We start from the raw sequence: 23549 nt of genomic DNA on the forward strand, positions 1-23549 counted from the left end.
AGGACTGACCTGCCACGGGTAATTCCCTCCAGATTGGATTAGAGTCCGACCTTGTTTGAAGGACGGACGGATGAAGCGAAAGCGATTTACGGAAGAGCAGATTATTGCGGTTTTGCGCGAGCAGGAAGCCGGTGCGAAGGTGGCGGATGTCTGCCGCAAGCACGGCATTTCCGATGCGACTTTTTACAATTGGAAGGCCAAATATGGCGGCATGGACGTGTCCGATGCCAAAGGGCTGAAGGCTCTCGAGGAGGAGAACACCAAGCTGAAGAAGCTGCTGGCCGAGCAGATGCTGGATGCGGCGGCACTGCGCGAGCTTCTGTCAAGAAAATGGTAGGGCCCGCTGCAAAACGCGACGCCGTCGTGCATCTGAGGTCCGCCATGGGCCTCTCGGAGCGGCGGGCCTGCACGGTCGTCGGTGCCGATCGCAAGATGATCCGCTATCGCTCCTGCCGGCCGCCAGAGACGGAGCTGCGCGGGCGGTTGCGTGAGCTTGCCAACGAGCGCCGGCGCTTCGGCTATCGGCGGCTGTTCATCCTGCTCAGGCGCGAGGGCGAACCGTCGGGTATCAACCGCATCTATCGGCTCTATCGCGAGGAAGGCCTGACGGTGCGCAAACGACGGGCGCGGCGACGCGCCGTTGGCACACGCGCCCCAATCCTCGTCGAGGCACGCCCCAATGCCCGCTGGTCGTTGGACTTCGTCCATAACCAGTTCGCATGCGGGCGCAGGTTCCGCGTTCTCAACATCGTCGACGACGTGACGCGCGAGTGTCTTGCCGCCATCCCGGACACCTCGATCTCCGGCCGCCGGGTTGCGCGTGAACTGACCGATCTGATCAGCCGCCGCGGCAAGCCCGGTATGATTGTTTCCGACCACGGCACCGAGTGCACTTCGAACGCCATCCTCGCCTGGTCGAAGGATCACCAGGTCGACTGGCACTACATCGCGCCAGTCTCACCAACCACGCAAATGGCTACTACCTCGAGAGAAACATCCAGTCCTGCATACACGCCCATGCCGATCTCCTCTTGTCTGGTCGGCTCAGAGCATCAGGCGAACGCCGTCTTTCCGAAAGGGGTTGGGCATTCAGCAAGCTGAACCGAATACCCCATCTCTTCCGTAAATCGCTTTCGCTTCATCCGTCCGTCCTTCAAACGAGGCCGGACTCTAATCCAGACTGGAGGAAATTACCCGTGGCAGGTCAGACCCAGAGGAAGATTTCGCGCGGGCGTGCCGACGAAGACGCGCTGACGGCGGATATCATTGCGCTTGCCAGCCAGTACGGACGCCATGGCTATCGGCGCATCACGGCTCTGCTGCGCGATGCGGGCTGGGCGGTGACGCGAAGCGGGTCGAGCGGATCTGGCGGCGGGAGGGGCTGAAGGTCCCGCAAAAGCAACCGAAGAGAAGCCGACTCTGGCTCACCGACGGGTCCTGCATCCGTCTGCGGCCCGAGCGCCCGAACCACGTCTGGTCCTACGACTTCGTCGAGAGCCGGACACACGACGGGAGGAAGTTCCGTATGCTCAACCTCATCGACGAGTTCACCCGGGAGTGTCTGGCGATCCGGATCGACCGGAAGCTCCGCTCGTCGGACGTCATCGACGTCTTATCGGACCAGTTTATCCTGCGCGGCGTGCCGGACCATATCCGTTCCGACAACGGCCCAGAGTTCGTGGCCAAGGCGGTGCGGGAGTGGATCGCCGCCGTTGGCGCCAGGACCGCCTACATCGAGCCCGCAGTCCGTGGGAGAACGGCTACTGTGAGAGCTTCAACGCAAAGCTCCGCGACGAGCTGCTCGACGGCGAAATCTTCTACAGCTTGGCCGAGGCAAAGATAGTCATCAACAACTGGCGCCGACACTAGAATCCTGTTTCATAACACCCATCTGTCTATGTCGTTGAAGGGAATAGGTTTTGCTGATCGGGGTGCGATCCCGCGGGGTATTTCGGGTTCTGTCGCGCGCGATGAACAATCTGCTGGGCTCGCGGCTTTCCAAGTTCTTATCGGCTGAAGATCCAAGGCCCATCCGGTAGAGGATGAATGCCTTCGATCTCGCCTGCTTCGGCGGCGAGTCTGAGGGTCTTCGATGCAACGCCGAGGAGGCGTGCCGCCTTGTTCAGGTTGAGCCATGGCTCGTTCCCGTCCGGTGCCGGCCGGAAGACCGGGATCTTGTGATGCGACCTGTGTGCGGTGACCCGCTCCCGTGTCCAGCGATTGCCATGCCCGGTCACCAGGCCGTTGCGGTTGAGAATGCCGGCGATCAGATCATCGCTGGCGATCAGCACCAGCTGCTGGATAGCTGCGATGATATCGCCGGAGGTGCAGTTGCCCTGTCCGCGCCGGCGCTTCGGCAGGCGTAGCTCGGTATGGGCGCCGCCAATCCAATGGATCAGCAGCACGATCTCGGAGGCTATATCGTCGATATCGGCGACCACCGTCTGAATGACGGTGCGCACGATGCGCTTCTTGAGCCTGGCGTCCGTCGTTGACGCCGACCAGACAGCCTGAAGGTCTGTGGCCAACGCCGTGATGCCCATTGCCAACACCGGTAATGGCCTCGGCGTCGCGGCATCATGGGCGGCGATCTTGCGCTCGATCTCACCGACACGGATGAGTGCCTGGTTCCAACGCGTTTCCAGTTCCGCCGCGACCAGCCGGTTCTCGGGATCGGCCGCGTCATATTGCCGGAAAGCCCGGTCGGCGGCATAGCGGGCAGCCTCGAGATCCCGACTGAGGGCGTCCCGGACCTGGTCACGGCGATTGGCAGCCTGCGCCTCAGCTTCGGCGGCGGCAGCGATCGCGCCCGGCTCCACGACGCGCAGGAGCGCTTCCTCAATCGCATCATCGACGCGCAGTCCGCCAAAGGCGATGCAGCGCGGCTCGCCATTGTCGAGCAGACCCCGCCAGCAGGAATAGCGCGGAATGTTGTGCTTGGTGCCGGTGTACCGCACCGTGAGCTTGCGGCCGCAGCGCCGGCAGCGGACAAGCCCGGCCAGCAGTGCGTCGCCATGCTTGGGCGCTCCGTGATGCCGGCTCGTGGGCACGTTGTCGCTCACCATACTGCGGATCGCCTCTGCCCTTTCCCAACTGACATAGCCTTCATGGCCGTCCGGAATCAGCGCCAGCCATTCCTCGCGCGTCCTGCGTCGGATACCTGCTCGAACGGCGGATCGGCCAAATTCCGGCGCGACACGAGTCTTACCATAGGCGTAGGCGCCGCCGTAGATCGGGTTCTCGATCATCCGGTGGATGGTCGCATAGTTCGGCCTGCGCCAGACCACATCGCCATTGTTGCGCTTGGCGGGCAGATCCAGCCCATGCTCGAGGAACCAGAGCGGGGCCTGCCGGGCGCTGCCGAGCTCAGCAACCTTGTCGAACACCAGGGTAATGGATTCCTGCACACGCCGATCAGGATCCTTCTCAACGCGATCGCCGACCTTCACGAAGCCGACAGGGGCTGCGACGACGAGTTCGCCGCGGCGGGCCTTCTCGTAGCGGGCCGACAGCGAACGCTGGCGCAGAAGATCGAGTTCATACTCGTTGAGACTGCCCTTCAATCTCAGCAGCAGCCGATCATTGCCCTGACGCGGCGCATAGACCGTCTCCTGGTCGATCAGCACGGTATCGACGACACGACACATCTCGATGAGCTGCTGCCAGTCGCGGCTGTTGCGGGCAAACCGCGACACCTCCCGTGCCGCAACCGCCCCGACCTTGCCGAGACAGACCTCGGCGACCATCCGATCGAAGCCGGCACGCGCAACGCCGCCGGCGGCCGAACGGCCGAGATCGTCATCGATCGTCTCGACGCGAGACCAGCCAAGCGCCGTCATGCGATCGCGCATCGCATATTGAAGCATGCTGCTCTCACGATTGTGCAGGACCTGATGGGCCGACGACTGCCGCACATACAGGATCGCTTTGCGCTCCAGATGGTGCGGCCCAATCTTCTCATACATCATAATCCACGCCCTCCCGGTGTACGGCACCCTCGCCGTCGACGTGCCCGAGGATCAGGCTGACCATCAGCCTCGTCACTGATCGGCGCGTCTCGGCCGGCAGCGCCTGCCACTGCGGCGTCTGCACCGTGTTAGCATCGTTCGGCTTCGAGAACAGATCGAACTGGTATGTCGTGGGCTGGCGCGGCATGGACATCTCCCCGATTCGCGTGAGAGCCCAATGCTGCGCCCATCTCCTGCGATTGCGATGGGGCGCCCGTGTCGTGGAACAGTTTCGCCAGGGTGCCCAGCGCGGCAAAGTCGAGGTGCGGAGCAGTCGTGATGCGCCAGCTTGCGCTGGGGACCCGATCGAACATCCAAGCCGGGACCTCCAACCACCGATCCGAGGCCTGGCCGGAAACGCTGCAGCGGAAGACCGCTGCGCCATGCTTATCGATCACTTCATGAATGTGGACTTGGCGACCCGCCCAAGGATGCCATGGATAAAGAAGCTCGCGTTGGATGGTCCCGTGGGCGTTCCGTCGCTGAGTTGTACAACACCAAGCGCCCGCACTCATCGCTGGGGTATCGTCCCCCGGCTCCGGAGGTGGTGCAGTGGCCCGCTTCGCCACCCGGAGCCGCTTCGCCGGCCACCCCTGCCGTAGCGCCAAGGCCCATTATGCACTAAGACTCGAACCGGACCACCCGATCGGGGCAGGCCACTTTGCGAATGATGCGACCAGGCTTTTGCTCGCGGCGACGAGCCAATCCTCGAGAGCGGCTGGTGTTCTTTTTCGAACGATGGCGTGAAACTTATCGATGAGTGCATGCGTGGTGACCAGCACGGGAAGCGCTTGTTCAATGGCGGCGACAGTGATGGTTTCGGCTTTCGTCAGCCTGTCGCGACCGGTCGTCATCATCCGGGCTATGGTGCGCGCAGCCGAGACTCGGTGCAGCCGCTCGGCATTCTCGGCATGGCGGCGGCGTGTGTCCCACTCGGTCACGACCCGAGGCGATCCCCTGAAGTCCTGCGCCCTCAAGTGCCGCCACAACCGTGCGCCATTGCGCTCCCCCCAATGCCCATTCTTCATCCAGCTAGGCGAGCCAAGGCTCCAGCGAGTTTTCGCGGCACCTGAAGATATCGGTGCGCTCGCCGCGTAGGATGCAACGAACCAGCTTGCGGCTGTGCCCGATGCGCCGCACGATCTCCTTGATCGACAAACCGTCTGCTGCGTGGGCTTTGATGGCGGCGTTGGCTTCTTCGCGGCGCAGGTAGCCTTCATATTGAATGCGCTCGGCCGCCGTGAGCAAGGCCGGATTTATGGCGGCAACACCGACGGCGTTCCGTATATCACGCATGGATCTGCGCACGGCATCGAGGAAAGCGCTGCTGGCGTTCTCCATCAGATGCCAACGATCGGCGACTTGCGTCGCGGAAGGGAGCGCCCTTGCGGCCGCCAGCGCATAACCGCCGCCACGGCCCCGGGCGATGATCTCGATCTAGGGCTGTTTCGTTAGCCAGTCCTGCGCCGTCGTCGGCTCCCGATCCGGAAGCAACTTGATCGGCCGCCGGCGTTCGAGAACGCAGACGATCGTGCCGTAACGCAGATTGCGCCGCCATGCCCAGTCGTCGATGTCCGATGCCCCCTCAAGCGGAGCTCTCTCTCATCGATGGACCATCGTTGGATGCGCACCGTTTTCCGCGCCCAGCTTCGACACGGTGCGCTCGCCCTTCACGACTTCCAGAGCCACGCGAGCCTTAACGCCCGCGTCATGGTTCCTGCGTTTCGACATGCTCTGATCTCCTCGCTCTTGGAGACCAGCAGACGTCAGATCGTAGCGTCCGTCACTGTTCGGTTTTCGGGGGTAGCTCAGCCGTGGGAGAGACCACCGAGCCAGTCAGCTTACCCCGCGATCATCAGGTCTAAGTGCCTCAGAAGATCTGCATATCAATTTTGTATGGGCAACATGTTGGTATGAATTTTGAGTTTGATGGTGCGTCTATTACCAATGCTCGGAAGGCTACAATGCGAAGGCGCACGGGCCTTTGGGCAGGGCCGTCAGCCTGCGGGAACCCCGGTCGGACAAAATGCATCCGAACCGAGAAACACAAAAGAGGGAAACTAGATCAATGATTAAGCTGAGTCGTCGGAGTTTCATCGGGGCGACCCTGGGGGCAACTGCCCTTAAAGGAGTTTCGCTGCCTGCCTTTGCAGATGCGCGTGACAAGCTGCTGGTGGTTGGCAAAAGGATAGATGATCTGGTCACGATAGATCCGGGCAAGAGCCTGGAAGGTAGCGCCTCGGAAGTGCTGCGAAATGTATATAGACGTCTAGTCAATTATGATCCTGCAAACCTCGAGGCAGGCTACGGCCCGGATGTGGCTGAAAGCTGGGATGTCAGTGAAGACGGCCGCACTGTTACGTTCCGGATCGCCGAAGGGCAACTTTTCGAGTCCGGCAATCCGGTGCGGGCCGAAGACGCCGAGTTCTCATTGCGGCGCGCTGTTAAGCTCGGCGGAGCTCCGTCGTTCATTCTGGCACAGTTCGGTTTTACCCCGGAGAATGCCGATGAACGCATCTTGGCCGATGGCAATACGCTGACCCTGACCCTTGATAAGAGCTACGCTGTATCGCTCATCCTGAACTGCCTCACCGCAACCATCGGCAGTATCATCGACAAGAAGACCGCGATGGAACACGCTGAAGGCGACGATTTCGGCAGTGGCTGGCTGGCGACGAACAGCGCCGGATCGGGTCCCTATAGAGTCCAGTCGTGGAAAGCTCACGACGTTGTCAACCTGTCGCTGAACCCGTCGTACGTGGGAGAAAAGCCGCAGGTCGAGCGGATCATGATCCGCCATATCGTCGAAAGCTCGACTCAGAGACTGTTGCTGCAGAAGGGCGATATCGACATCGCGCGCAACCTGAACCCCGAGGATGTCAAGGCGCTCAGAGACGGGCCGGGCACCCGCGTCCAAAGCGAACAGCGCGGACGCATCATCTACATTGCGCTGAACCAGAAGAACGCGATCCTCGCGCATCCCGATGTTCGTCAGGCTATCAAATATCTGGTCGACTACGAAGGTATGAAAAATAGCTTCCTTGAGGGCAACTGGACAGTCCACCAGAACATCGTCCCGGCAACATATCTGGGCGCGTCAAATGAAAATCCGTTCCATCTGGATATCGAGAAGGCCAAGGCACTGATTGCAAATGCGGAGATTGGCGATACGCCAATCCAGATTGGCCTGCGTGATGGTCAGGAATATCTGGATATCGCCCAAGCTCTTCAGAACACCATGACACAAGCCGGCCTCAAAGTTGAGATCCTCGTCGGTGCATCGAGCCAGATCGCCTCTCTCTACCGGTCGCGCAAGCTGGATGTCTATATCGGCAGCTGGGGTCCAGACTATCCCGATCCGCAAACCAACGTCGGAACCTTTGCCTACAATCCCGACAACTCGGACGAGGCCAAGGCATCGGGCCTCATTGCCTGGCGGAACGCGTGGGATACGGATGGCCTGAACCCGTTGGTCGTTGCGGCCGCTCGCGAGAACAATACCGAAAAGCGCAAGCAGATGTATCTCGACATCCAGAAGCGTTTTCGTGAAACTGCGCCGATCGCGGTCCTGTTCCAACAGACCGAGCAGGCCGCAATGCGGGAAAATGTCCAAGGCTTCTCGCTTGGCGCGGCAGTAGCGCATCCGGCGTATTGGAACGTCACCAAATGACTGTCGGTACCATCGAGAAAACGAAAATGGCCATCCCCTTACCGGGATGGCTGCGAGTGAGTCTTGCCTCGTTAGTAGCCTTCACATCGACCATCTTCGGCCTACTGGTCGTTACGTTCTTCATCGGCCGGATCATGCCTATCGACCCGGTGCTGGCAGTCGTCGGCGAGCGGGCCTCGGAGGCGACCTACCAACGCGTTTACCACGAGCTCGGGCTCGACCGTTCTTTGGTCGAACAGTTCCTCAACTATGTCGGCCATGTTCTGCAGGGGGATTTCGGTATTTCACTCCTGAGTGGTGCCCCGGTTGCGTCCGACATCGCGCGGGTTTTTCCCGCAACGATCGAACTGGCGACGCTTGGCATCCTGATCGGCGCGGGGTTAGGCATACCCTGTGGTGTGCTCGCGGCTGCCAAGCATGGTAGCTGGGTCGACGGGCTGCTTCGTCTGGTTGTGACCATCGGCCATTCGATCCCGATTTTCTGGCTGGGGCTCGTCGGCCTGTCGCTGTTCTACGGCAAGCTGGATTGGGTTGGCGGTCCGGGACGGATCGACTTCATCTACGACGGAATGGTCCCGACGGTGACCGGCATGATCCTCGTCGACACCGCTCTGGCCGGCGAATGGTCGATTTTCGCCAATGCCTTGTCGCATATCATTCTGCCGGCCGGTATTCTTGGCTACTACTCCATGACGTACATCACACGTATGACCCGCGCATTCATGCTGGAGCAGTTGAGCGCTGAATATGTGACCACTGCTCGTGTCAAAGGGCTGCGAGAGCGCGCTGTCATATGGAGCCACGCATTCCGGGCAATTCGTGTGCAGCTCCTTACCATCGTCGCCCTCAGCTATGCTGGCCTGCTCGAGGGGTCGGTGCTGACAGAGGTCGTCTTCAGCTGGCCTGGGCTTGGCAATTACATTACCACGGCACTTCTGGCCGCAGACATGAACGCCGTCATCGCCGGAACCATCGTGGTGGGTGTTGTCTTCGTGGGCCTGAACATGATGGCCGAACTTGCCTACAGTTTGCTCGATCCGAGGGCGCGCCGATGAACAGTCTTCAGCGTTTCAAACAATATCTCGAGGACGAAGCCCCCACGTCGCGGCGCCAGGCGCGCTTCATCCGTCTGTATCACGGCTGGGGCACACTCCGCAGCAGCACACTCAGTATGGTCGGGATCTCGCTGATCGTTCTGCTGCTTCTCATCGCAATCTTCGCCGATCATCTCGCGCCGCAGGATTGGATGCGGCAGGATCTGACGCAGCGTTTGCTGCCGCCAAACTCGGCCGGTCATCTGCTGGGGACGGACAGTCTGGGGCGGGACATCCTGAGCCGAATCATCGAGGGATCGCGCGTTACGCTGTTCATCGTGTTTCTTGTCGTGCTTATCGCGCCTGCAGTCGGGCTCCTTGTCGGAACGGTGGCAGGGTATGTAGGAGGCTTCATCGACACCGTTCTGATGCGCGTAACAGATGTTTTCCTCGCCTTTCCCCGGCTGATCCTGGCGCTGGCCTTCGTGTCCGCTCTCGGCTCCGGTATCGAGAACGCCGTCCTCGCGATCTCACTGACGGCATGGCCGGTCTACGCGCGCCTGGCACGGGCCGAGACGCTTTCCATTCGAAACTGCGACTTCATCAAGGCAATCCGTCTGCAGGGCGCAGGGCCATTGCGGATTATAGTCCTGCACATCTGGCCGCTCTGCCTATCCTCGGTGATCGTCCGGGTGACGCTCGATATGGCGAGTATCCTTCTGACGGCGGCCGGGCTTGGGTTTCTGGGCCTCGGAGCGCAACCGCCCAGCCCGGAATGGGGTGCTATGATCTCCGAAGGACGCATCTACGCCCTTGATTATTGGTGGATAGCCGCGATGCCCGGCTTTGCGGTTCTGTTGGTTTCCCTTGCATTCAATCTTCTTGGAGACGGCCTGCGTGACGTTCTCGACCCAAAGACAGGGGGCAGGTGATGAGCTTGCTACAGGTCCAAAACCTTAGGATAAGTTTTCCAAACCAGCGCGGTGACTTCGCCGAAGTCGTGCGCGGGATCTCGTTCGATATGGGCAATGAACGTCTGGGACTGATCGGCGAAAGCGGATCTGGGAAATCCTTGACGGGCCGGGCGATGATGGGTTTGGTGCGGTCTCCGGGCCGAGTTACCGCCGATCGGCTGAGCGTCAACGGACACGAGATCACTCGGCTCGCGCCGGACGCGCTTCTTCGTCTTCGCGGCAAAGAAATCTCGATGATCCTTCAGGACCCGCATTATTCGCTCAACCCAGTTATGACGGTCGGGCGACAGATCGCAGAGAATTTCTGCCTGCATCGCGGTGTCAGCAAATCTGAGGCGCTACGGCTCACGGGCAATATCTTGCGAACGGTGTCCATCGAGGACACCGATCGTGTCATGCGGGCTTACCCGCACGAGATTTCCGGCGGCATGGGCCAGCGGGTGATGATCGCCATGATGCTTGCGGCCGAACCGCAGATTCTTGTGGCCGATGAGCCGACCTCGGCTTTGGACGTCTCCGTGCGTCTGCATGTTCTCGAGCTCATGGACCGATTGGTGCGCGAGCGAAATATGGGCCTCCTGCTGATTAGTCACGACCTTTCGTTGGTCTCGCGGTTTTGTGATCGTGTGCTGATCATGTATCAGGGCGTGATCGTCGAAACCTGCGACGCGGCGAAGCTGCACGAAGCGCGTCACCCCTATACACGCGGGCTGCTCGCTGCAGTGCCCAATCTAGACGCGCCGAGAAAGCGCTTGCCGACGCTCCAGCGCGATGTCTCGTGGAATACTAGCTCGCAAGGGTATGGAAATGCTTGAGATCGAAAACCTTAACGTCACCTTTCAAGCCGGCCGTCGGAGCTTTCAGGCGGTGGATGATTTCAACTTGGATCTGCGGGCAGGCGAACGCTTCGGTCTTGTCGGCGAAAGTGGGTCGGGAAAATCGACCGTCCTCAAGGCTATGGTTGGTCTGGCACCGATCACCGCAGGAGATATCCGCATAGACGGTCGCTCTGTGACCGAGCGTCCGCTGGACTGGCTGTATAAGAAGATCCAGCTGGTGTTTCAGGACCCTTATGCGTCACTTCACCCACGCCAGACTATAGATCAGATCCTCGCTGAGACGCTTTATCTTCGTGGAGCCTCTGACATTGATGGGACGATCGCACGCTTGCTTGACCAGGTCGGGCTCGGTAGCCGCCATCGCTTCCGCTACCCCCACCAGTTGTCGGGCGGCCAGCGGCAGCGCGTTGCGATCGCGCGGGCCTTGGCTGGAAGCCCGAGGATACTGTTGCTGGATGAACCGACGTCGGCACTAGATGTCTCGGTTCAGGCCGAGGTCCTCAATCTGCTGTCTGACATCGTTGCCGAGCAAAAGTTGACTATGGTCATGGTTTCTCATGATTTGGCAGTGATTGGACACATGTGCCAACGGCTCGCGATCATGCGGAAGGGGCAGGTCGTAGAAGACCTCTCGTCGCTTGAGCTAGCGGCAGGGGCGGTATACCAGCCCTATTCGAAGGAACTGCTGGCAGCAGCGGGCGGAACGCCGCGAGCCGATGGCACCAACGTTTGCAGCGCGTACTCTGTGGCGAACCGGGCATGAGAGTGCTTGAGCCAAACGCGCTTCCAAAAGACTGGCGGCAAGCCCCTGTTGGGAGCGGGCACCTTGAGATCGACGGCCACCGGGTTTGGTGGGCCGAGTTTGGGCGACCCAACGGAGTGCCGTTCATCGTTGTTCACGGGGGCCCCGGCTCGGGCAGCAACCTCAAGACGCTGACGTTTTTCGATCCGTCCCGGGATCGCGTGATCATGCTCGATCAACGTGGCACTGGACGGTCGACTCCGGTAGGTTGTCTGACGAACAATACGACATGGCACCTTCTCGCCGATATGGAGCGACTGCGGACCCACCTTGGATTGGCTGCCTGGCATGTCTTCGGCGGTTCATGGGGCGCGACGCTGGCCATAATCTATGCGCAATGCCACCCAAACGTTACGCTATCGGTTACCGTGCGCAGCGTTTCGCATCGCCACTCCCATCAGACGGATTGGGTGTTGTCTCGCCGTCCGCAGCTACAGCCCGAACGCGCTGAGTTCTTCCTCCAAGGTCTGACGGACGACCAGCGTCAGGACCCAGTCGCGGCACGCTATGCGCAGATAACTTCGAATGATGCGACATCGGTTATCTCCGCGACACGTGCAGTCGTGTCGCTTGAGGCCGGCCTTCGCGGTTCGACGCCCAATCATGCCGAGATGCTGGAAGCAATGGCAACGGCATCCGAAGCGCAGGCGCGCCGCGCGCGCATTTTTTTGCACTATTGGGTCAACAGGTCATTCCTCGCTCACCGCGAAACGATCTACAATCCCGCCGCACTCGTCGGCATCCGATGCTCGATGCTCCACGGCGTGCAGGACTGGGTCTGCCCGCCGTCCGGCGCTCAGGCAATTTCTGCTCTGCTCCCCCATGCCTGCCTGACCCTGGTGGACGACGTGGGGCATTATCCTTTCGTTCCAGCGATGACCGACCACCTGCGTCGCGCGATAACCAGTCAAATTGCCTCGAGTGCGCAGCGACACCGCAGGTGAAACAGCGCGACATTGCAGGTGGTGACGGCGGTCAGGGTGGTCCGATCTTCGGTAACGGCCCGATTCGCACCGCAGATTAGTGCGCCGGCGTCCAGTTCCACGGCAGCAGCTCGTTGAGCCGGTTGATCTTGTGATCATGGATACGGTCGAGGATGTCGGCCAGCCAGGCTTGTGGCTCGAGGCCATTCATCTTGGCCGTTTCGATGAGCGTCATCGCTCGAGCCAGGGTTTCGCCACCGCTATCCGATCCCGCGAAAAGTCAGTTCTTCCATCCGATGCCGATCGGGCGCATGGCGCGCTCGGCCGGGTTGTTGTCGATGCCATGCGGCCGTCTTGGAGGAACAGCTCGAAGGAGGGCCAACGGCTGAGACTGTAGCGGAAGTCGGTCCTCACCGGCACGCCCAAGATGACGCTGTCGATCCCACGCGACCGGGCCGGCACCTTCGATCCGAAGCTGATCGCCAAATACCAGCGGCGCTTTCCCGCCCTCGAGGAGAAGATCATCTCTATGTATGCGCGCGGCATGAAGGTGCGCGAGATCCGCGGCCAACTGGAGGAGCTCTACGGCATCGACGTGTCGCCGGACCTGATTTCGGCGGTGACCGATGCCGTGCTGGAGGAGGTCGGCGAGTGGCAGAACAGGCCGCTCGACGCCGTCTATCCGCTCGTCTTCTTCTACGCCATCCGGGTCAAGATCAGGGACGAGGGCTTCGTCAGGAACAAGGCCGTCTACATCGCGCTCGGCATGCTGCCCGACGGCTCCAAGGAGATTCTTGGCATCTGGATCAAGCAGACCGAAGGGGCCAAATTCTGGCTGCGCGTCATGAACGAGCTGAAGCACCGCGGCGTCGCTGACGTCCTGATCGCCGTCGTCGATGGCCTGAAGGGCTTCCCCGAGGCAATCAATGCCGTCTTTCCGTAGGTGATCGTTCCACCCTGCATCGTTCACCTGATCCGCCATTCACTCGAGTTCGTGTCCTGGAAGGACCGCAAGACCGTGATGCCGACGCCGAAGGCCATCTAGCGGGCCCGGAATGCCGAGGCGGGCATGAAGGCACTGGAGGCGTTCGAGGCCGGCTACTGGGGCTAGCGCTATCCGGCCATTGCCCTGAGCTGGCGGCGCAACTGGCAACATGTCGTGCCCTTCTTCGCCTTTCCCGAGAGCGTGCGCCGGATCATCTACACCACGGATAAGATCGAGGCGCTGAACTCCAAGCTGAGGCAGGCCATTCGCACCCGCGGCCACTTCCCCAGTGACGGAAACAGGCCTCAGGCACAAAAAATCCGACAGTCCCATACATGGTTCTGCGAGAGCTACCGCGCGTTCGAGAGCCGCCTCAGCCTGCGGTACCGCAACCGCCATGATGCCGGGGCGGTGATGCAGACAGACTATGCCAGCCACACGTCCCCGTCATCGACCCTGGCACCGGCCACGCGCACAGCGCCCAGATCTTCGTCGCTTTGCTGGGGGCATCCTACTATACCTTCACCTGGGTCAGCCTCAGCCAGAGGCTGCCGGACTGGATCGAGGCGCAGGTCAGGCTCTGTTGATGGCGTGGAGACCCCACCTGACGGCATCGCAATGTGCCAATGTGATGCGTGTTGAAGCCATCACAGAATGAGGGAGCATCCACGCCATCAACAGAGCCGGTGGCGTCAGCCGGCCGCTTTAGCGATCAAACAAAGCGAACCTAGTAATTTACTCGAGCGGACCGATCGGCCGAATGACCCGCGGCTGCCAGGAGCATCCGGCGCGCGGCGTCCGTTATCAGGCTGGACCACATGACCGCCCGGAACGCTTTGGCTTGTTGCAGTTTGAGGAGACATTGCGGAATGCCTTATCTCTTGGCGGGGTAGGACGTGCGGTCTCCTAAGTGAACCCCATATCATCGACGTATGACGCAACCCATCAAGGGAATTTCTCGTATCTATGTGAGCCTGTTATTAGGAACGCACAATCCGGCCCCGCACCTATGAGCGCCGGAGATTTAAGGATGCCCCGACATGTCCAAGCTCCGCCCGCTTGCCCTGCATAGCCCCACCACCGAAACCCCCATTGTAGACCTGCGCAGCGATACACTCACCCTGCCGACCCCTGAGATGTATGAGGCGATGGTGCGTGCACCTGTCGCGGATGATTCTCTGGACGGCGATCCGACCGCCCGCGCACTGGAGGCTATGTCGGCCGAACGGCTCGGAAAGGAGGCAGGCCTTTTCCTGCCGACCTGCACAATGGCGAACCTTGTGGCCTTGCTCGTACAGGCGCCGCGCAACAGCCGCATCCTATGCGGCGCCACTTCCCACATCATGCGGGCGGAGCAGGGCGGGCTGAGCCTGATCGGATGCGGGCAGAGCCCGATCCCCGATCCGCTCGGTGCGCTTGACGCAGCGGCGCTCGAGGAGCAGCTCGTCGCTAGGACGTCACACCTGATACCAGGAATCGTGTCGATGGAGACGTCCCACAATGACGCCGGCGGGCTCGTCGCCACGATCGAGCAGATGGCGGAGGTAAAGGCGCTGGCGCGAGCGAAGGGCGTGCCCGTTCATCTCGACGGGGCGCGCATCTTCAACGCAGCGACCTGGCTCGGCATCGACGCAGCCCGGATTGCCGAGTATGCGGACACCGTGTCGATCTGCCTGTCGAAGGGGCTCTCGGCTCCGGCAGGTGCAGTGCTTGTGGGCGACGCTGCGGTAATTGCTGCCGCCCGGGTCCGGCGCCGGATGCTGGGTGGCCAGCAGCGCCAGATTGGCGTCTTGGCGGCGGCAGGCCAAGTCGCGCTCGAAACCATGGTCGATCGGCTCGCCGAGGATCACGCCAACACCGCTACGCTCGCACGCCGGCTTGCAGAGCTTGCCCCGGCGCTCGGTGTTTCCGAGCCACAGACCAACATTTTACAAGTCGACCTTTCAAACACGGGCCGCAGTGCGACGGAATGGATCGCCGCGCTGAACAAACATGGCGTACTTGTGCGCCCTATGGGCGCACTCAAGTTGCGCCTCGTGATCAACCGGCATGTTTCCGCGCCAATGGTGGAGGACGCAGCCCATGCCTTCGCCAACGTGCTGTCGGCCTGAAACGGACCCGTCTTTCCCCGGAGATCTCTGCCGGGTCTCTCCCGTCGAGCACTACGCTTACAGGCCATCCGTTGAATTTTCAGCCATATTGGGCCGTGCCGAGAACACCATTCTGCACGTTCGAATATAACACGTATCGCGTAAGCATCCTGCGCGCCGGCGCTCCGATGGCTGCCAATTCCAGGGCAGAAGATTAGGCACGCGTGATGCCGTTGTGTTGGGGAGCCGGGCGAGGACGTCAGCAAGCCACGCTTGCGGCAGCTTCAACCATTTGTACAGAGAATGCGTGCTCACACCCAAGCGCCGAGAAACCTCACGAACCGGATATCCTACACCCTAATCTGATGCACCGCGTCGCGCTTGAACTCGCCGCTGTAATTGCTCTCCCCATGTTGGCCTCGTCGCTTCAAAGTAAGGGGCAAGACGTCTACAAATCTAGGGGCACCTCATTCTCTCGCGAAAAATAGAAAGCCGAACCTGTGCGCAAATCTGCAGCATCGATAATCAGAAGTGGGCGCGTCGCGGGCAATTCCCGCAACTTCAGTCCGTGAAAGACATCTTCGTCCAATACCCTACGTAGGATCGTGTCCTGCTCGCGAAACGCGGCAGCGGTGCGCGCAACTTGTCGAAGCTCCAGCGTTTCCGCGCTGTCGGTGGCAGCAACAGCGAGAGGAGGCGCGGTCCGGTCGCGATCGCCAAAATTGCGAGGTTGATCACCCCAAGAAGGGTAGCACACGCAGGCCTTCGGTGGTCGTGAACACCTTGCGCAAGGCCGGGCGCACCAAGCCGGAAGCAAGCAACGAATGCACCTTGGTCTCGAAGACCGGAATGAACGGCTCAAGCTTCGGCCGCCTGATCTCGGCCGTGCGCCGATAGCCCGGCGGCACCGAAAAGGTCATCATCTTCGCAAGCGGATCGCGGGAGATGTTGAATTCCTTCGCCGCCTGACACTGGCTCATGCCCGCCGCGCAGGCCTGACGCACCTTCAGATATAATTCCACGCTGTAGATCCTCCCGCCTCCCTTCAACTACAGAAAGGGAAAAGGTGGACGACTTTTACTCCGCCCGCAGCAGCACCAAGCCGCCGCTTCAGTGGACTCATTTCGCACCGCCGTTCTCAGCCTGGCTCGCACGTCGCCCGCATTGGCAGGTGCATTTCACGCCGACCTCAGCGAGCTGGATCCATCAGGTTGAACGCTGATTCGCGGAGCTGACCCGCAAACAACTACAGCGCGGTGTGCATCGTTCGCTAGTGGCGGTCTGGAAGCGACCAGTCGGATCACACAGAAGCACTTCCCATTACTTGAAGTAGGTATGTCGTAAAGACGCTGGCTATACGGTTTTCAGGAGAGAACGGTGGCGTTATCAGGCACGTCGAGTAAGTGATCTGCGGCAGAAATGGCAGCGCTTTGATTTTCATGTTAGCCATATCTTGGTTTGCGGCAAGACTGTTGGTGATACTGACCCCCAGACCCGCGCTGACCAACGCACTAACAGACGCGCCCAAGTCCACCTCTGCCACGATTTTCCGTTCAATACCCCTGCCTCGAAAAATCTCATCTAATCGATCGCGGAATGGGTTCCCATTTGGAAAGGAAATGAAGGGCTCCCCCGCAAAATCCTCGGGTCTCAGTACATCATGTCGTGAAAGAGGATGGCCTTGGGGTATGATAGCGACGCAACTCGCGGACTCGAGAGTGCGAACCGTGACGTCCGAAAGCGGTCGATACAACATCACAAGCCCCATGTCGCAATAGCCCGACCGGACCCAGCTGTGAACGATGCTCGCAGGCCCAGTATGTAATGTCACCATGACTTCTGGGTAATCCGCCTTGAAGGCGACTGTCGCATTTGTCAGCGTCGTTGCTCCGATCCTTGGCATGGCTGCAATTCGCAGTCTGCCGCTTGCAAACGTACGAATATCTCTTGCAGCGCTCTCGAGTTCGGCGAGGCTGACAAAAAGACGTTCGACCTCGGCGATATATCGTGATCCATCAGCGGTGGGTACCAACCTGCCAACAGATCGGTCGAAAAGGGCAAAGCCGGTGATATCCTCTAATTGACCGATCAAACGACTGATTTGTGGTTGTGACGTATGTAGCTTGCGCGCCGCTTCGGTCATCGACCCGAGCAGCATGACTGCCCGAAACGCTTGTATGTGCTGTTCGCGAAGTTTCTGAGGTTTCATACACATATGATATGGTATTTGTTGCGTTCAGCAAGTCGAATGGTAACCGCTCGTTGCGACCGCGGACTGGGTCGTGTTGAGAAGAAGGATGCCCGTCGGGCGCAGGGTATGCTTAAAGCTGGCATCTGCGATGGAGACCAGCTGAGCTACTCCCCGACGTTTGGACAGTTTCCGGTGTGATTTAAGTTACTCTCTGCCCCTGCTGGTCGGTTTCGATCGGGTTGAAGTAGACCACGGCGGGCGGCTATCCGCCATGGGTGGCGTGGGGCCGCCGGTTGTTATAGAAGCCAATCCATCGACCAACGCCCGCCTTCGGCTGCGAGCTGGTCTCCCAGGCGTGCACGTAGACGCACTCATACTTCAGGGACCGCCAGAGGCGTTCGAGGAAGATGTTGTCGAGACACCGGCCTTTGCCGTCCATCGAGACCCGGGTGCCGATCCGTTTCAACCTGTCGGTCCAGTCGAAGGATGTGAACTGCGACCCCTGATCACTGTTCATGATCTCGGGCGGGCCGAAGCGGTGGACCGCCTCGTTGAGGGCTTCGACGCAGAAGTTCGCCTCCAGCGTGTTCGAGACGCGCCAGGCCAGCACCTTGCGGGTGAACCACTCCATGACCGCGGCCAGGTAGAGAAAGCCCGTCGCATGGTGTCAATCGGCTCGGAATGGGGACCCTGGATCGGCGTGCAATCGGGACCCCCTCGTAGGGCTCGACGGTGAGCGCCTGACCGGGTGGAGCTGGTCGGGGTTGCGCAGCCCGGTCGGGCGCGTGGGTTGAGCTCCCTGGCTTTAGCTTTGAGATCGGTTCTTGAAGCGCCAGGACTCGTTGCCGGTTTCGATGATCTCGCAGTGATGTGTGAGGCGGTCGAGCAGCGCCGTCGTCATCTTGGCGTCGCCGAAGACGGCGGGCCATTCGCCGAACGCAAGGTTGGTTGTGACGATGATCGAGGTGCGTTCGTAGAGCCGGCTAATCAGGTGGAAGAGCAACTGTCCGCCGGCCTGCGCGAACGGCAGATAGCCGAGTTCGTCGAGGACGGCGAAGTCGAGCCGGGTGAGGTAGTCGGCGATGCGCCCCTGCTTGCCGGCGCGATGTTCGGTCTCGAGGCGGTTGACCAGATCGACGACGTTGAAGAAGCGGCCGCGTGCTCCACTACGGATGAGTGCGCGGGCGATCGCGATGGCCAGGTGCGATTTGCCCGTGCCGGTGCCGCCGATGAGCACGGCGTTACGCTGGTCGGCGACGAAGGCGCCGGTGGCGAGGTCGCGCACGAGCGTCTCGTTGACGGGCGTGTCGGCGAAGTCGAAGTCGTCGATGTCCTTGGCCAGCGGCAGCTTGGCGACGGTGAGTTGGTATTTGATCGAACGCGCCTGCTTCTCGGCGATCTCGGCCGACAGCAGGTCGCCGACGACCCGCGGCGGCTCGTGCTGGCGCTTGATGGCGGTGGCCATGATCTCATCGTAGGCGCTGCGCATGCCGTAGAGCTTCAGCGTTCCCATCAGGCCCAGAACCTGGGTGCGTTCCATCAGCTTGCCCTCCTGAGACTGTCGTAGCGAGCGCAGTCGGCCTGCGGCTCGTGTCGCAGACGCAGCGCGTCTGATGTGAGGATCGTGACGGCCGGCGCCGGATCGCGGCGTCCGGCTAGGATGTTGAGTATGACAGCGGACGAGCAGACGTTCTCGGCAAGCGCCTGCTGGCACGCAGTCTCGACGGCATCGAGCCCATCCGACAGCACCGCTGTCAGGATCGCCACCATCTGCCGGTCGCCGTCGTCGGCTGCCTTCAGCCGGCGCCTGACCCGATCCATCGCCGGCGGCAGTTCCCAGCCCTGGAACGGCGCACCGTTGCGCAGCGCGCCGGGCTTGCGCGCCAGCACCGGCACATAATGCCATGGATCGTAGACCGTCTGATTGCGGCCGAAGCAGCGGGCATGTTCGCCCACGATGGTCCCGTCCTGGCGGATGACGATGCGATCGGCATAGGCATGGATCTCGACGGGCCGGCCGACCGCGGTCGAGAGTACCGAGTACTTGTTGTTGTCGAAGCGCACGGTGCAGGTCTTCGACACCGAGGCGGGAACGCTATGGAATCCGTCGAAGGGGCCGCGATACTCGACCAGCTTGCCGCGCTCCTCCTCGAACACGTCCCAGATCGTGCGCTCCGGCTGGTCGACATGGCGGTGGGCTTTGGCATAGGCGACGCACTTGTCGAGCAGCCAGGCGTTCAGCTCCTCGTAGCTCTTGAAGCGCAGCCGCGGCGTGAAGAAGCGCTCGCGCACCAGGCCGACCTGGTTCTCGACCTGACCCTTCTCCCAGCCGGACGCCGGCGTGCAGGCGACGGGCTGGACCAGATAGTGGCTGCACATCTGCAGGAAGCGGCGATTGTATTGGCGCTCCTTGCCGATGAAGACCGTCTCCACCGCCGTCTTCATGTTGTCGTAGATGCCGCGCGTGCAGGCGCCGCCGAAGAAGGCGAAGGCCCAATCGTGGGCGTCGAACACCATCTCCTGCGTCTCGCGCGGATAGGCTCTGACGAACATCATGCGGCTGTGGCAGAGCCGGACACGGGCGACCTTCACGGTCACGGTGACGCCGTTGATCAGCACGATCTCGTGGCTCCAGTCGAACTGGTAGGCGTCGCCCGCAGGATAGAACAGCGGCACGTAGGCCTCGGCCATCGCAGCGCTGCGCCCCGTCTCCCGGCTCCTGGCGTAGCGCCGGATCGCGTCGTAGCTGCCCTCGTAGCCCAGCGCCCGCAGTTCCTCATAGATGCGGATCAGCGTCAGCCGTTCGCGCTTCTGCTTCGCGTCGTTGCCGTCCAGCAGAGCATCGAGCTGCGCCTGCCATGGGCCGATCTTCGGCTTCGGCTGGTGCTGACGCTCATACCGGAACTCGGTCGCATCGGAACGAAGCACCTTGCGGACCACCTTCCGTGATATCCGCAACTCGCGGCAGATCTCCTTGATCGACTTCCCCTGAACCAGCGACAGCCGGCGTATCTTCGCAATCGTCTCCACGACCAACATCCAAAACAAGTGCCTCCGATGATACCGAAGGCAGTCTGAAGCCCCTGCGTTACAGGGGTCCCTTTTGGATGCCGATCACCCCTGAAACAGGGTCCTTATTCCACGCCGAAACACACCGTCTTGGCGAGAAACTCGCCTATATCCATCGTCACTGGGATGGTTTGCAGACCTTTCTTCACGACGGTCGGGTCGAAATCGATAGCAACAGCGTCGAGAACCTGATCCGGCCAATTGCCTTGAACAGGAAAAACGCTTTGTTTGCAGGCCATGACGAGGGCGGCCGCACCTGGGGGCGCATCGCATCGCTCATCGAGACCGCAAAGATCAACAACGTCGAGCCCTTCGCCTATCTCAAGGCCACCCTGGAGACCATCGCCGCCGGACATCCCAAAAGCCGGATCGACGAGCTCCTGCCATGGAACTTCGTGCCGTTAAGCTGAAACCAAGTGGGCCGCAGCCGACGCTTACGCATGATCGAACCGATCCGGATGGGGTAAACCAGCCTGCGACGACGAGCCTAAGAGCTCGGAGCATAGTTTTGGACCTCATCCGCAGATCACCATACCGGCCAGCGGCTTTTGGAAGTGCCGCATTCAAAGGCCTGAAAGAAGACCGCACTCGATCACACGTTTCACAAAGTCAAAAACTACTTGCTTAACGGACGGCAACCACAGAAGTCGGAGCTTCGAGCTCGCTCTCTTGATCAGGCCAAAGGATCAGCGGATACCATCAGGGCCAGCGGTCACAAAACCGCAGGAACAGGCCGGAGACATGACCGCACCCGCGACTATCCCATTGCTGAAAACAAACCCTTGATCGGCGGGCGCCGTCCAGACATGACTATTCTGTATTGCTCGACGGACCGCCTCTGTCGTTGTGGCGCTGCCGTGAAGAACTTGTCCCATAGTGCATCCCTCCATTCCTGGGAAAATAATGCACCATCAAAACCTGGGATCAAACACCTAGGCCCAGCGCTGTCCGCGGAATGATTGCACGGGCTTTCCCCACAGCCGCGGTCAATAGCGCCCATTCGCACCGCATCCGATGAAAGTCCGCTTACTTAGAAGTGCTTGACCTCAAATTCTGCTCAATTTCCTCCCGTATCTGGTGCTGTTAGTCGTATATCGAGCCGCAAGCTCCACTAGATCTGCCTTGGTATCCGGAGTCCGATCGCGGACAACGCGAGCCGGAGCTCCGACCACGAGTGAATTGTCCGGGATCTGGGTGCGCTCCGTGACCAACGCTCCTGCTCCGATAACGCAGTTGGATCCCACGACCGCGCGATTCAGCACAACTGCTCCCATTCCAATTAGAGTGCAGTCGCCAATTGTACAGCCATGAAGTACCGCCCTATGTCCGACGGTCACGTGTCGACCAACACGTAGTTCCAATCCGGGATCCGTATGCAGAACCGCATGGTCTTGGATATTGGAGCCTTCTCCGATCTCAATAAGATCATTGTCGCCTCGGATCACTGCCCCGAACCAGACACTGGCGCCGGCGCGCAGCACGACTTTGCCGATAAGTACGGCATCTGGCGCCACGAACCCTGCATCGGCCGAGACGTCTGGGCGAACTCCGTCGAGAGCATACAACGTCACGATAACATTCCTTAATTTTTGCGAGTGGAAGCTACTCGCCAGTACTGACGATTGGGTCGATGCATCGCAGGCTTGCCAAGCAACGCCTCCTCAATATCGCCCGTGCCTACATCGGGAATTCGACAGCGGGAAAAGGGCATACTTTAGGTTGCAGCCTTGTCGAACCGAGCATCAAGCCCCGGTGAGGGCCCGTCCCCTTCGGACTCGGATCAATCGGGCGTTTCCGCGAGACGCGATGCAAACCAGTCCGAGACGTAGTCTGCGGCGATTGCCCTGTTGTCGATTTGGCAGTGTTCGGCTCCGCCTTCATTCTTGGTGAAAATCTTGAGCGTCTTGTCTTCCATCTTCGCGCGTTCATAGGTCTCGTGCGCTTGGCACACCGGAACCTGACGGTCGTTTTCGCCGTGGATCACCAGTAGCGGGCAATCAATGCGTTCGACCACCCCCGCAAGCGTCATCTTCTGAATTACTGCCAAAAGCTCTGCCTGAGTGCCAGCGCCGAAAGTCCACCTTGCGTGTTTCAGCGGATTGGTAACAGAGGGATGCGAATCGCCCGGATTTGCTAGTCGTTTGGCCCACAATGCAGGCCAGTCGAACAGCGCGCCCCAACAGGCCACAGCTTTGATACGAGGTTCGAACGCGGCGGCACGCGGTGCGAAGTAACCACCGAGGCTGATCCCTTGCAAGCCAATGCGATCAGTCGTCAGATCCGGGCGCTTCTTGATCCAGTCGACGATCTTGCTGACATAGGTTTCAGAGTCGTGCCGGGCCTTGAGGCCATATAGCCTGATTGCTCCTCCTGCCCCTGGTTGATCCATGATCAATATGGACAGACCCCGCCGCCGGTACTCCTGAAACATGGGAAATTGAGTCTCTTTGATGGAATCGAAGCCCTGTATGTGAATAACGATTGGCGCAGGTTTCCCCTGCACGTCGTCGGCTTTGACCAGAAGACCCGGCATCATCCCATCTTCAAACGGGATTTCGATGAATTCCACACCGTCCTTCGCATGCTCGCGCGCTTTTCGGTAATTTGCGATAGCACGGCGATAGGCTGCCATCTGGCGCGGATCGTCGTGCGACATGATGCGCTCGGCCCGAATGAAGAACATGGCGGCCCGGTGGAACTTGCGCGACGCTGAAAGCCCGTGGCCATCGGCCAGATCGCGCTCGGCGTAGCATTCGAGATTTTCCCCCATTGCCACCATCGCGTCGTGCCAGGCGACGCTTGCCTCTACAGGATCGCTATCCTGGAAGGGTGCCGCTGCTTCGAATGCTTCTGCGGGCTGGGTAATAATGCCGACCTCCTCGATCAACGTGACCGCGGTCAGATTCCAAGCATAGTTCTTATCAAAATACTCATACATCCTGTGTCCTCCTCGAATCTTCGATTG

General features: G+C 60.5%; 14 protein-coding genes and 13 pseudogenes. 13 read left to right on the forward strand and 14 right to left on the reverse strand.

What is annotated here, in order from left to right:
* Window positions 1-70: 70 nt before the first annotated feature.
* A pseudogene (locus tag AC2CHD_RS20465) lies at window positions 71-963 on the forward strand (IS3 family transposase); the annotation flags it as partial.
* A gap of 245 nt (window positions 964-1208) precedes the next feature.
* Window positions 1209-1866 (forward strand): annotated as a pseudogene (locus AC2CHD_RS20470) (IS3 family transposase); the annotation flags it as partial.
* A 140-nt stretch (window positions 1867-2006) separates the two neighbouring features.
* Here AC2CHD_RS20470 and AC2CHD_RS20475 read toward each other — a convergent pair.
* Window positions 2007-3968 (reverse strand): recombinase family protein, encoded by a 1962-nt coding sequence (locus AC2CHD_RS20475; protein WP_484555128.1) that lies wholly within the window; start codon window positions 3966-3968, stop codon window positions 2007-2009.
* Window positions 3958-4155, reverse strand: coding sequence for a hypothetical protein (locus AC2CHD_RS20480; RefSeq protein WP_484555129.1), 198 nt, complete (start codon window positions 4153-4155; stop codon window positions 3958-3960). Before AC2CHD_RS20480 ends, AC2CHD_RS20475 begins: the two co-directional genes overlap by 11 nt.
* A gap of 342 nt (window positions 4156-4497) precedes the next feature.
* Between AC2CHD_RS20480 and AC2CHD_RS20485 the strand changes: the two are divergent.
* Window positions 4498-4632 (forward strand): annotated as a pseudogene (locus tag AC2CHD_RS20485) (IS3 family transposase); the annotation flags it as partial.
* Between the two features lie 34 nt (window positions 4633-4666).
* Here AC2CHD_RS20485 and AC2CHD_RS20490 read toward each other — a convergent pair.
* Window positions 4667-5591, reverse strand: a pseudogene (locus AC2CHD_RS20490) (transposase); the annotation flags it as partial.
* 18 nt (window positions 5592-5609) lie between these two features.
* Window positions 5610-5738 (reverse strand): transposase, encoded by a 129-nt coding sequence (locus AC2CHD_RS20495; RefSeq protein ID WP_484555130.1) that lies wholly within the window; start codon window positions 5736-5738, stop codon window positions 5610-5612.
* A gap of 337 nt (window positions 5739-6075) precedes the next feature.
* Here AC2CHD_RS20495 and AC2CHD_RS20500 point away from each other — a divergent pair, with 337 nt between their 5' ends.
* From AC2CHD_RS20500 to AC2CHD_RS20525, 6 genes are read left to right on the forward strand one after another with little or no spacing between them, the layout of a single operon-like run.
* Entirely contained in the window at window positions 6076-7677 is a 1602-nt protein-coding gene (locus AC2CHD_RS20500; protein ID WP_484555131.1) for an ABC transporter substrate-binding protein, read from the forward strand.
* Window positions 7674-8732 carry an ABC transporter permease gene (locus AC2CHD_RS20505; RefSeq protein ID WP_484555132.1) on the forward strand — a complete coding sequence of 353 codons (1059 nt, stop codon included), beginning with the start codon at window positions 7674-7676 and terminating at the stop codon, window positions 8730-8732. The genes AC2CHD_RS20500 and AC2CHD_RS20505 overlap by 4 nt, the downstream gene beginning before the upstream one ends.
* Window positions 8729-9643, forward strand: a complete 915-nt coding sequence (locus tag AC2CHD_RS20510) for an ABC transporter permease (RefSeq protein WP_484555133.1) — start codon at window positions 8729-8731, stop codon at window positions 9641-9643. Before AC2CHD_RS20505 ends, AC2CHD_RS20510 begins: the two co-directional genes overlap by 4 nt.
* Window positions 9643-10500, forward strand: coding sequence for an ABC transporter ATP-binding protein (locus AC2CHD_RS20515; protein ID WP_484555134.1), 858 nt, complete (start codon window positions 9643-9645; stop codon window positions 10498-10500). Before AC2CHD_RS20510 ends, AC2CHD_RS20515 begins: the two co-directional genes overlap by 1 nt.
* A complete protein-coding gene (locus tag AC2CHD_RS20520; RefSeq protein ID WP_484555135.1) occupies window positions 10487-11287 on the forward strand; it encodes an ABC transporter ATP-binding protein in 801 nt (266 codons plus the stop codon). Before AC2CHD_RS20515 ends, AC2CHD_RS20520 begins: the two co-directional genes overlap by 14 nt.
* Window positions 11284-12270, forward strand: a complete 987-nt coding sequence (locus AC2CHD_RS20525; RefSeq protein WP_484555136.1) for an alpha/beta fold hydrolase — start codon at window positions 11284-11286, stop codon at window positions 12268-12270. The genes AC2CHD_RS20520 and AC2CHD_RS20525 overlap by 4 nt, the downstream gene beginning before the upstream one ends.
* Window positions 12271-12346: 76 nt before the next feature.
* Here AC2CHD_RS20525 and AC2CHD_RS20530 read toward each other — a convergent pair.
* Window positions 12347-12651 (reverse strand): annotated as a pseudogene (locus tag AC2CHD_RS20530) (transposase domain-containing protein); the annotation flags it as partial.
* Between AC2CHD_RS20530 and AC2CHD_RS20535 the strand changes: the two are divergent.
* The 3 genes and pseudogenes from AC2CHD_RS20535 to AC2CHD_RS20545 all read left to right on the forward strand — a co-directional run.
* A pseudogene (locus AC2CHD_RS20535) lies at window positions 12647-13528 on the forward strand (IS256 family transposase); the annotation flags it as partial. The pseudogenes AC2CHD_RS20530 and AC2CHD_RS20535 sit on opposite strands and share 5 nt — an antisense overlap.
* Before the next feature lie 18 nt (window positions 13529-13546).
* Window positions 13547-13812, forward strand: a pseudogene (locus tag AC2CHD_RS20540) (IS21 family transposase); the annotation flags it as partial.
* A 462-nt stretch (window positions 13813-14274) separates the two neighbouring features.
* On the forward strand, window positions 14275-15345 hold the full coding sequence (locus AC2CHD_RS20545) for a threonine aldolase family protein (protein ID WP_484555137.1): 1071 nt from the start codon (window positions 14275-14277) through the stop codon (window positions 15343-15345).
* 153 nt (window positions 15346-15498) lie between these two features.
* On the opposite strand, the pseudogene AC2CHD_RS20550 reads toward AC2CHD_RS20545, so the two are convergent.
* The 7 genes and pseudogenes from AC2CHD_RS20550 to istA form a co-directional block, all read right to left on the reverse strand.
* Window positions 15499-15603: pseudogene (locus AC2CHD_RS20550) on the reverse strand (transposase domain-containing protein); the annotation flags it as partial.
* Between the two features lie 3 nt (window positions 15604-15606).
* A pseudogene (locus tag AC2CHD_RS20555) lies at window positions 15607-15755 on the reverse strand (transposase); the annotation flags it as partial.
* Between the two features lie 405 nt (window positions 15756-16160).
* A pseudogene (locus AC2CHD_RS20560) lies at window positions 16161-16346 on the reverse strand (helix-turn-helix domain-containing protein); the annotation flags it as partial.
* Window positions 16347-16624: 278 nt separating this feature from the next.
* A complete protein-coding gene (locus AC2CHD_RS20565) occupies window positions 16625-17533 on the reverse strand; it encodes a LysR substrate-binding domain-containing protein (protein WP_484555138.1) in 909 nt (302 codons plus the stop codon).
* A gap of 244 nt (window positions 17534-17777) precedes the next feature.
* Window positions 17778-18170 (reverse strand): annotated as a pseudogene (locus AC2CHD_RS20570) (transposase); the annotation flags it as partial.
* Between the two features lie 150 nt (window positions 18171-18320).
* On the reverse strand, window positions 18321-19055 hold the full coding sequence (istB, locus tag AC2CHD_RS20575; protein ID WP_484555139.1) for an IS21-like element helper ATPase IstB: 735 nt from the start codon (window positions 19053-19055) through the stop codon (window positions 18321-18323).
* Window positions 18985-20554, reverse strand: a pseudogene (gene istA, locus AC2CHD_RS20580) (IS21 family transposase). The gene istB and the pseudogene istA overlap by 71 nt, the downstream one beginning before the upstream one ends.
* Before the next feature lie 119 nt (window positions 20555-20673).
* Between istA and AC2CHD_RS20585 the strand changes: the two are divergent.
* Window positions 20674-20994, forward strand: a pseudogene (locus AC2CHD_RS20585) (transposase domain-containing protein); the annotation flags it as partial.
* A 636-nt stretch (window positions 20995-21630) separates the two neighbouring features.
* On the opposite strand, the gene AC2CHD_RS20590 reads toward AC2CHD_RS20585, so the two are convergent.
* Together AC2CHD_RS20590 and AC2CHD_RS20595 are read right to left on the reverse strand one after the other, a co-directional pair.
* On the reverse strand, window positions 21631-22155 hold the full coding sequence (locus AC2CHD_RS20590) for a gamma carbonic anhydrase family protein (RefSeq protein ID WP_484555140.1): 525 nt from the start codon (window positions 22153-22155) through the stop codon (window positions 21631-21633).
* Window positions 22156-22364: 209 nt separating this feature from the next.
* On the reverse strand, window positions 22365-23522 hold the full coding sequence (locus AC2CHD_RS20595; RefSeq protein ID WP_484555141.1) for an alpha/beta hydrolase family protein: 1158 nt from the start codon (window positions 23520-23522) through the stop codon (window positions 22365-22367).
* Between the last annotated feature and the right edge of the window lie 27 nt (window positions 23523-23549).

Source organism: Nitratireductor sp. ATLC21, from assembly GCF_057196525.1.

What these genes read in the sequence shown, in the direction of transcription:
- istB (WP_484555139.1), bottom strand. Translation starts at nt 19,055, where the DNA reads ATGGAACGCACCCAGGTTCTGGGCCTGATGGGAACGCTGAAGCTCTAC.
- AC2CHD_RS20505 (WP_484555132.1), top strand. Translation starts at nt 7,674, where the DNA reads ATGACTGTCGGTACCATCGAGAAAACGAAAATGGCCATCCCCTTACCG.
- AC2CHD_RS20565 (WP_484555138.1), bottom strand. Translation starts at nt 17,533, where the DNA reads ATGAAACCTCAGAAACTTCGCGAACAGCACATACAAGCGTTTCGGGCA.
- AC2CHD_RS20480 (WP_484555129.1), bottom strand. Translation starts at nt 4,155, where the DNA reads ATGCCGCGCCAGCCCACGACATACCAGTTCGATCTGTTCTCGAAGCCG.
- AC2CHD_RS20520 (WP_484555135.1), top strand. Translation starts at nt 10,487, where the DNA reads ATGGAAATGCTTGAGATCGAAAACCTTAACGTCACCTTTCAAGCCGGC.
- AC2CHD_RS20595 (WP_484555141.1), bottom strand. Translation starts at nt 23,522, where the DNA reads ATGTATGAGTATTTTGATAAGAACTATGCTTGGAATCTGACCGCGGTC.
- AC2CHD_RS20545 (WP_484555137.1), top strand. Translation starts at nt 14,275, where the DNA reads ATGTCCAAGCTCCGCCCGCTTGCCCTGCATAGCCCCACCACCGAAACC.
- AC2CHD_RS20475 (WP_484555128.1), bottom strand. Translation starts at nt 3,968, where the DNA reads ATGATGTATGAGAAGATTGGGCCGCACCATCTGGAGCGCAAAGCGATC.
- AC2CHD_RS20525 (WP_484555136.1), top strand. Translation starts at nt 11,284, where the DNA reads ATGAGAGTGCTTGAGCCAAACGCGCTTCCAAAAGACTGGCGGCAAGCC.
- AC2CHD_RS20515 (WP_484555134.1), top strand. Translation starts at nt 9,643, where the DNA reads ATGAGCTTGCTACAGGTCCAAAACCTTAGGATAAGTTTTCCAAACCAG.
- AC2CHD_RS20500 (WP_484555131.1), top strand. Translation starts at nt 6,076, where the DNA reads ATGATTAAGCTGAGTCGTCGGAGTTTCATCGGGGCGACCCTGGGGGCA.
- AC2CHD_RS20495 (WP_484555130.1), bottom strand. Translation starts at nt 5,738, where the DNA reads ATGTCGAAACGCAGGAACCATGACGCGGGCGTTAAGGCTCGCGTGGCT.
- AC2CHD_RS20510 (WP_484555133.1), top strand. Translation starts at nt 8,729, where the DNA reads ATGAACAGTCTTCAGCGTTTCAAACAATATCTCGAGGACGAAGCCCCC.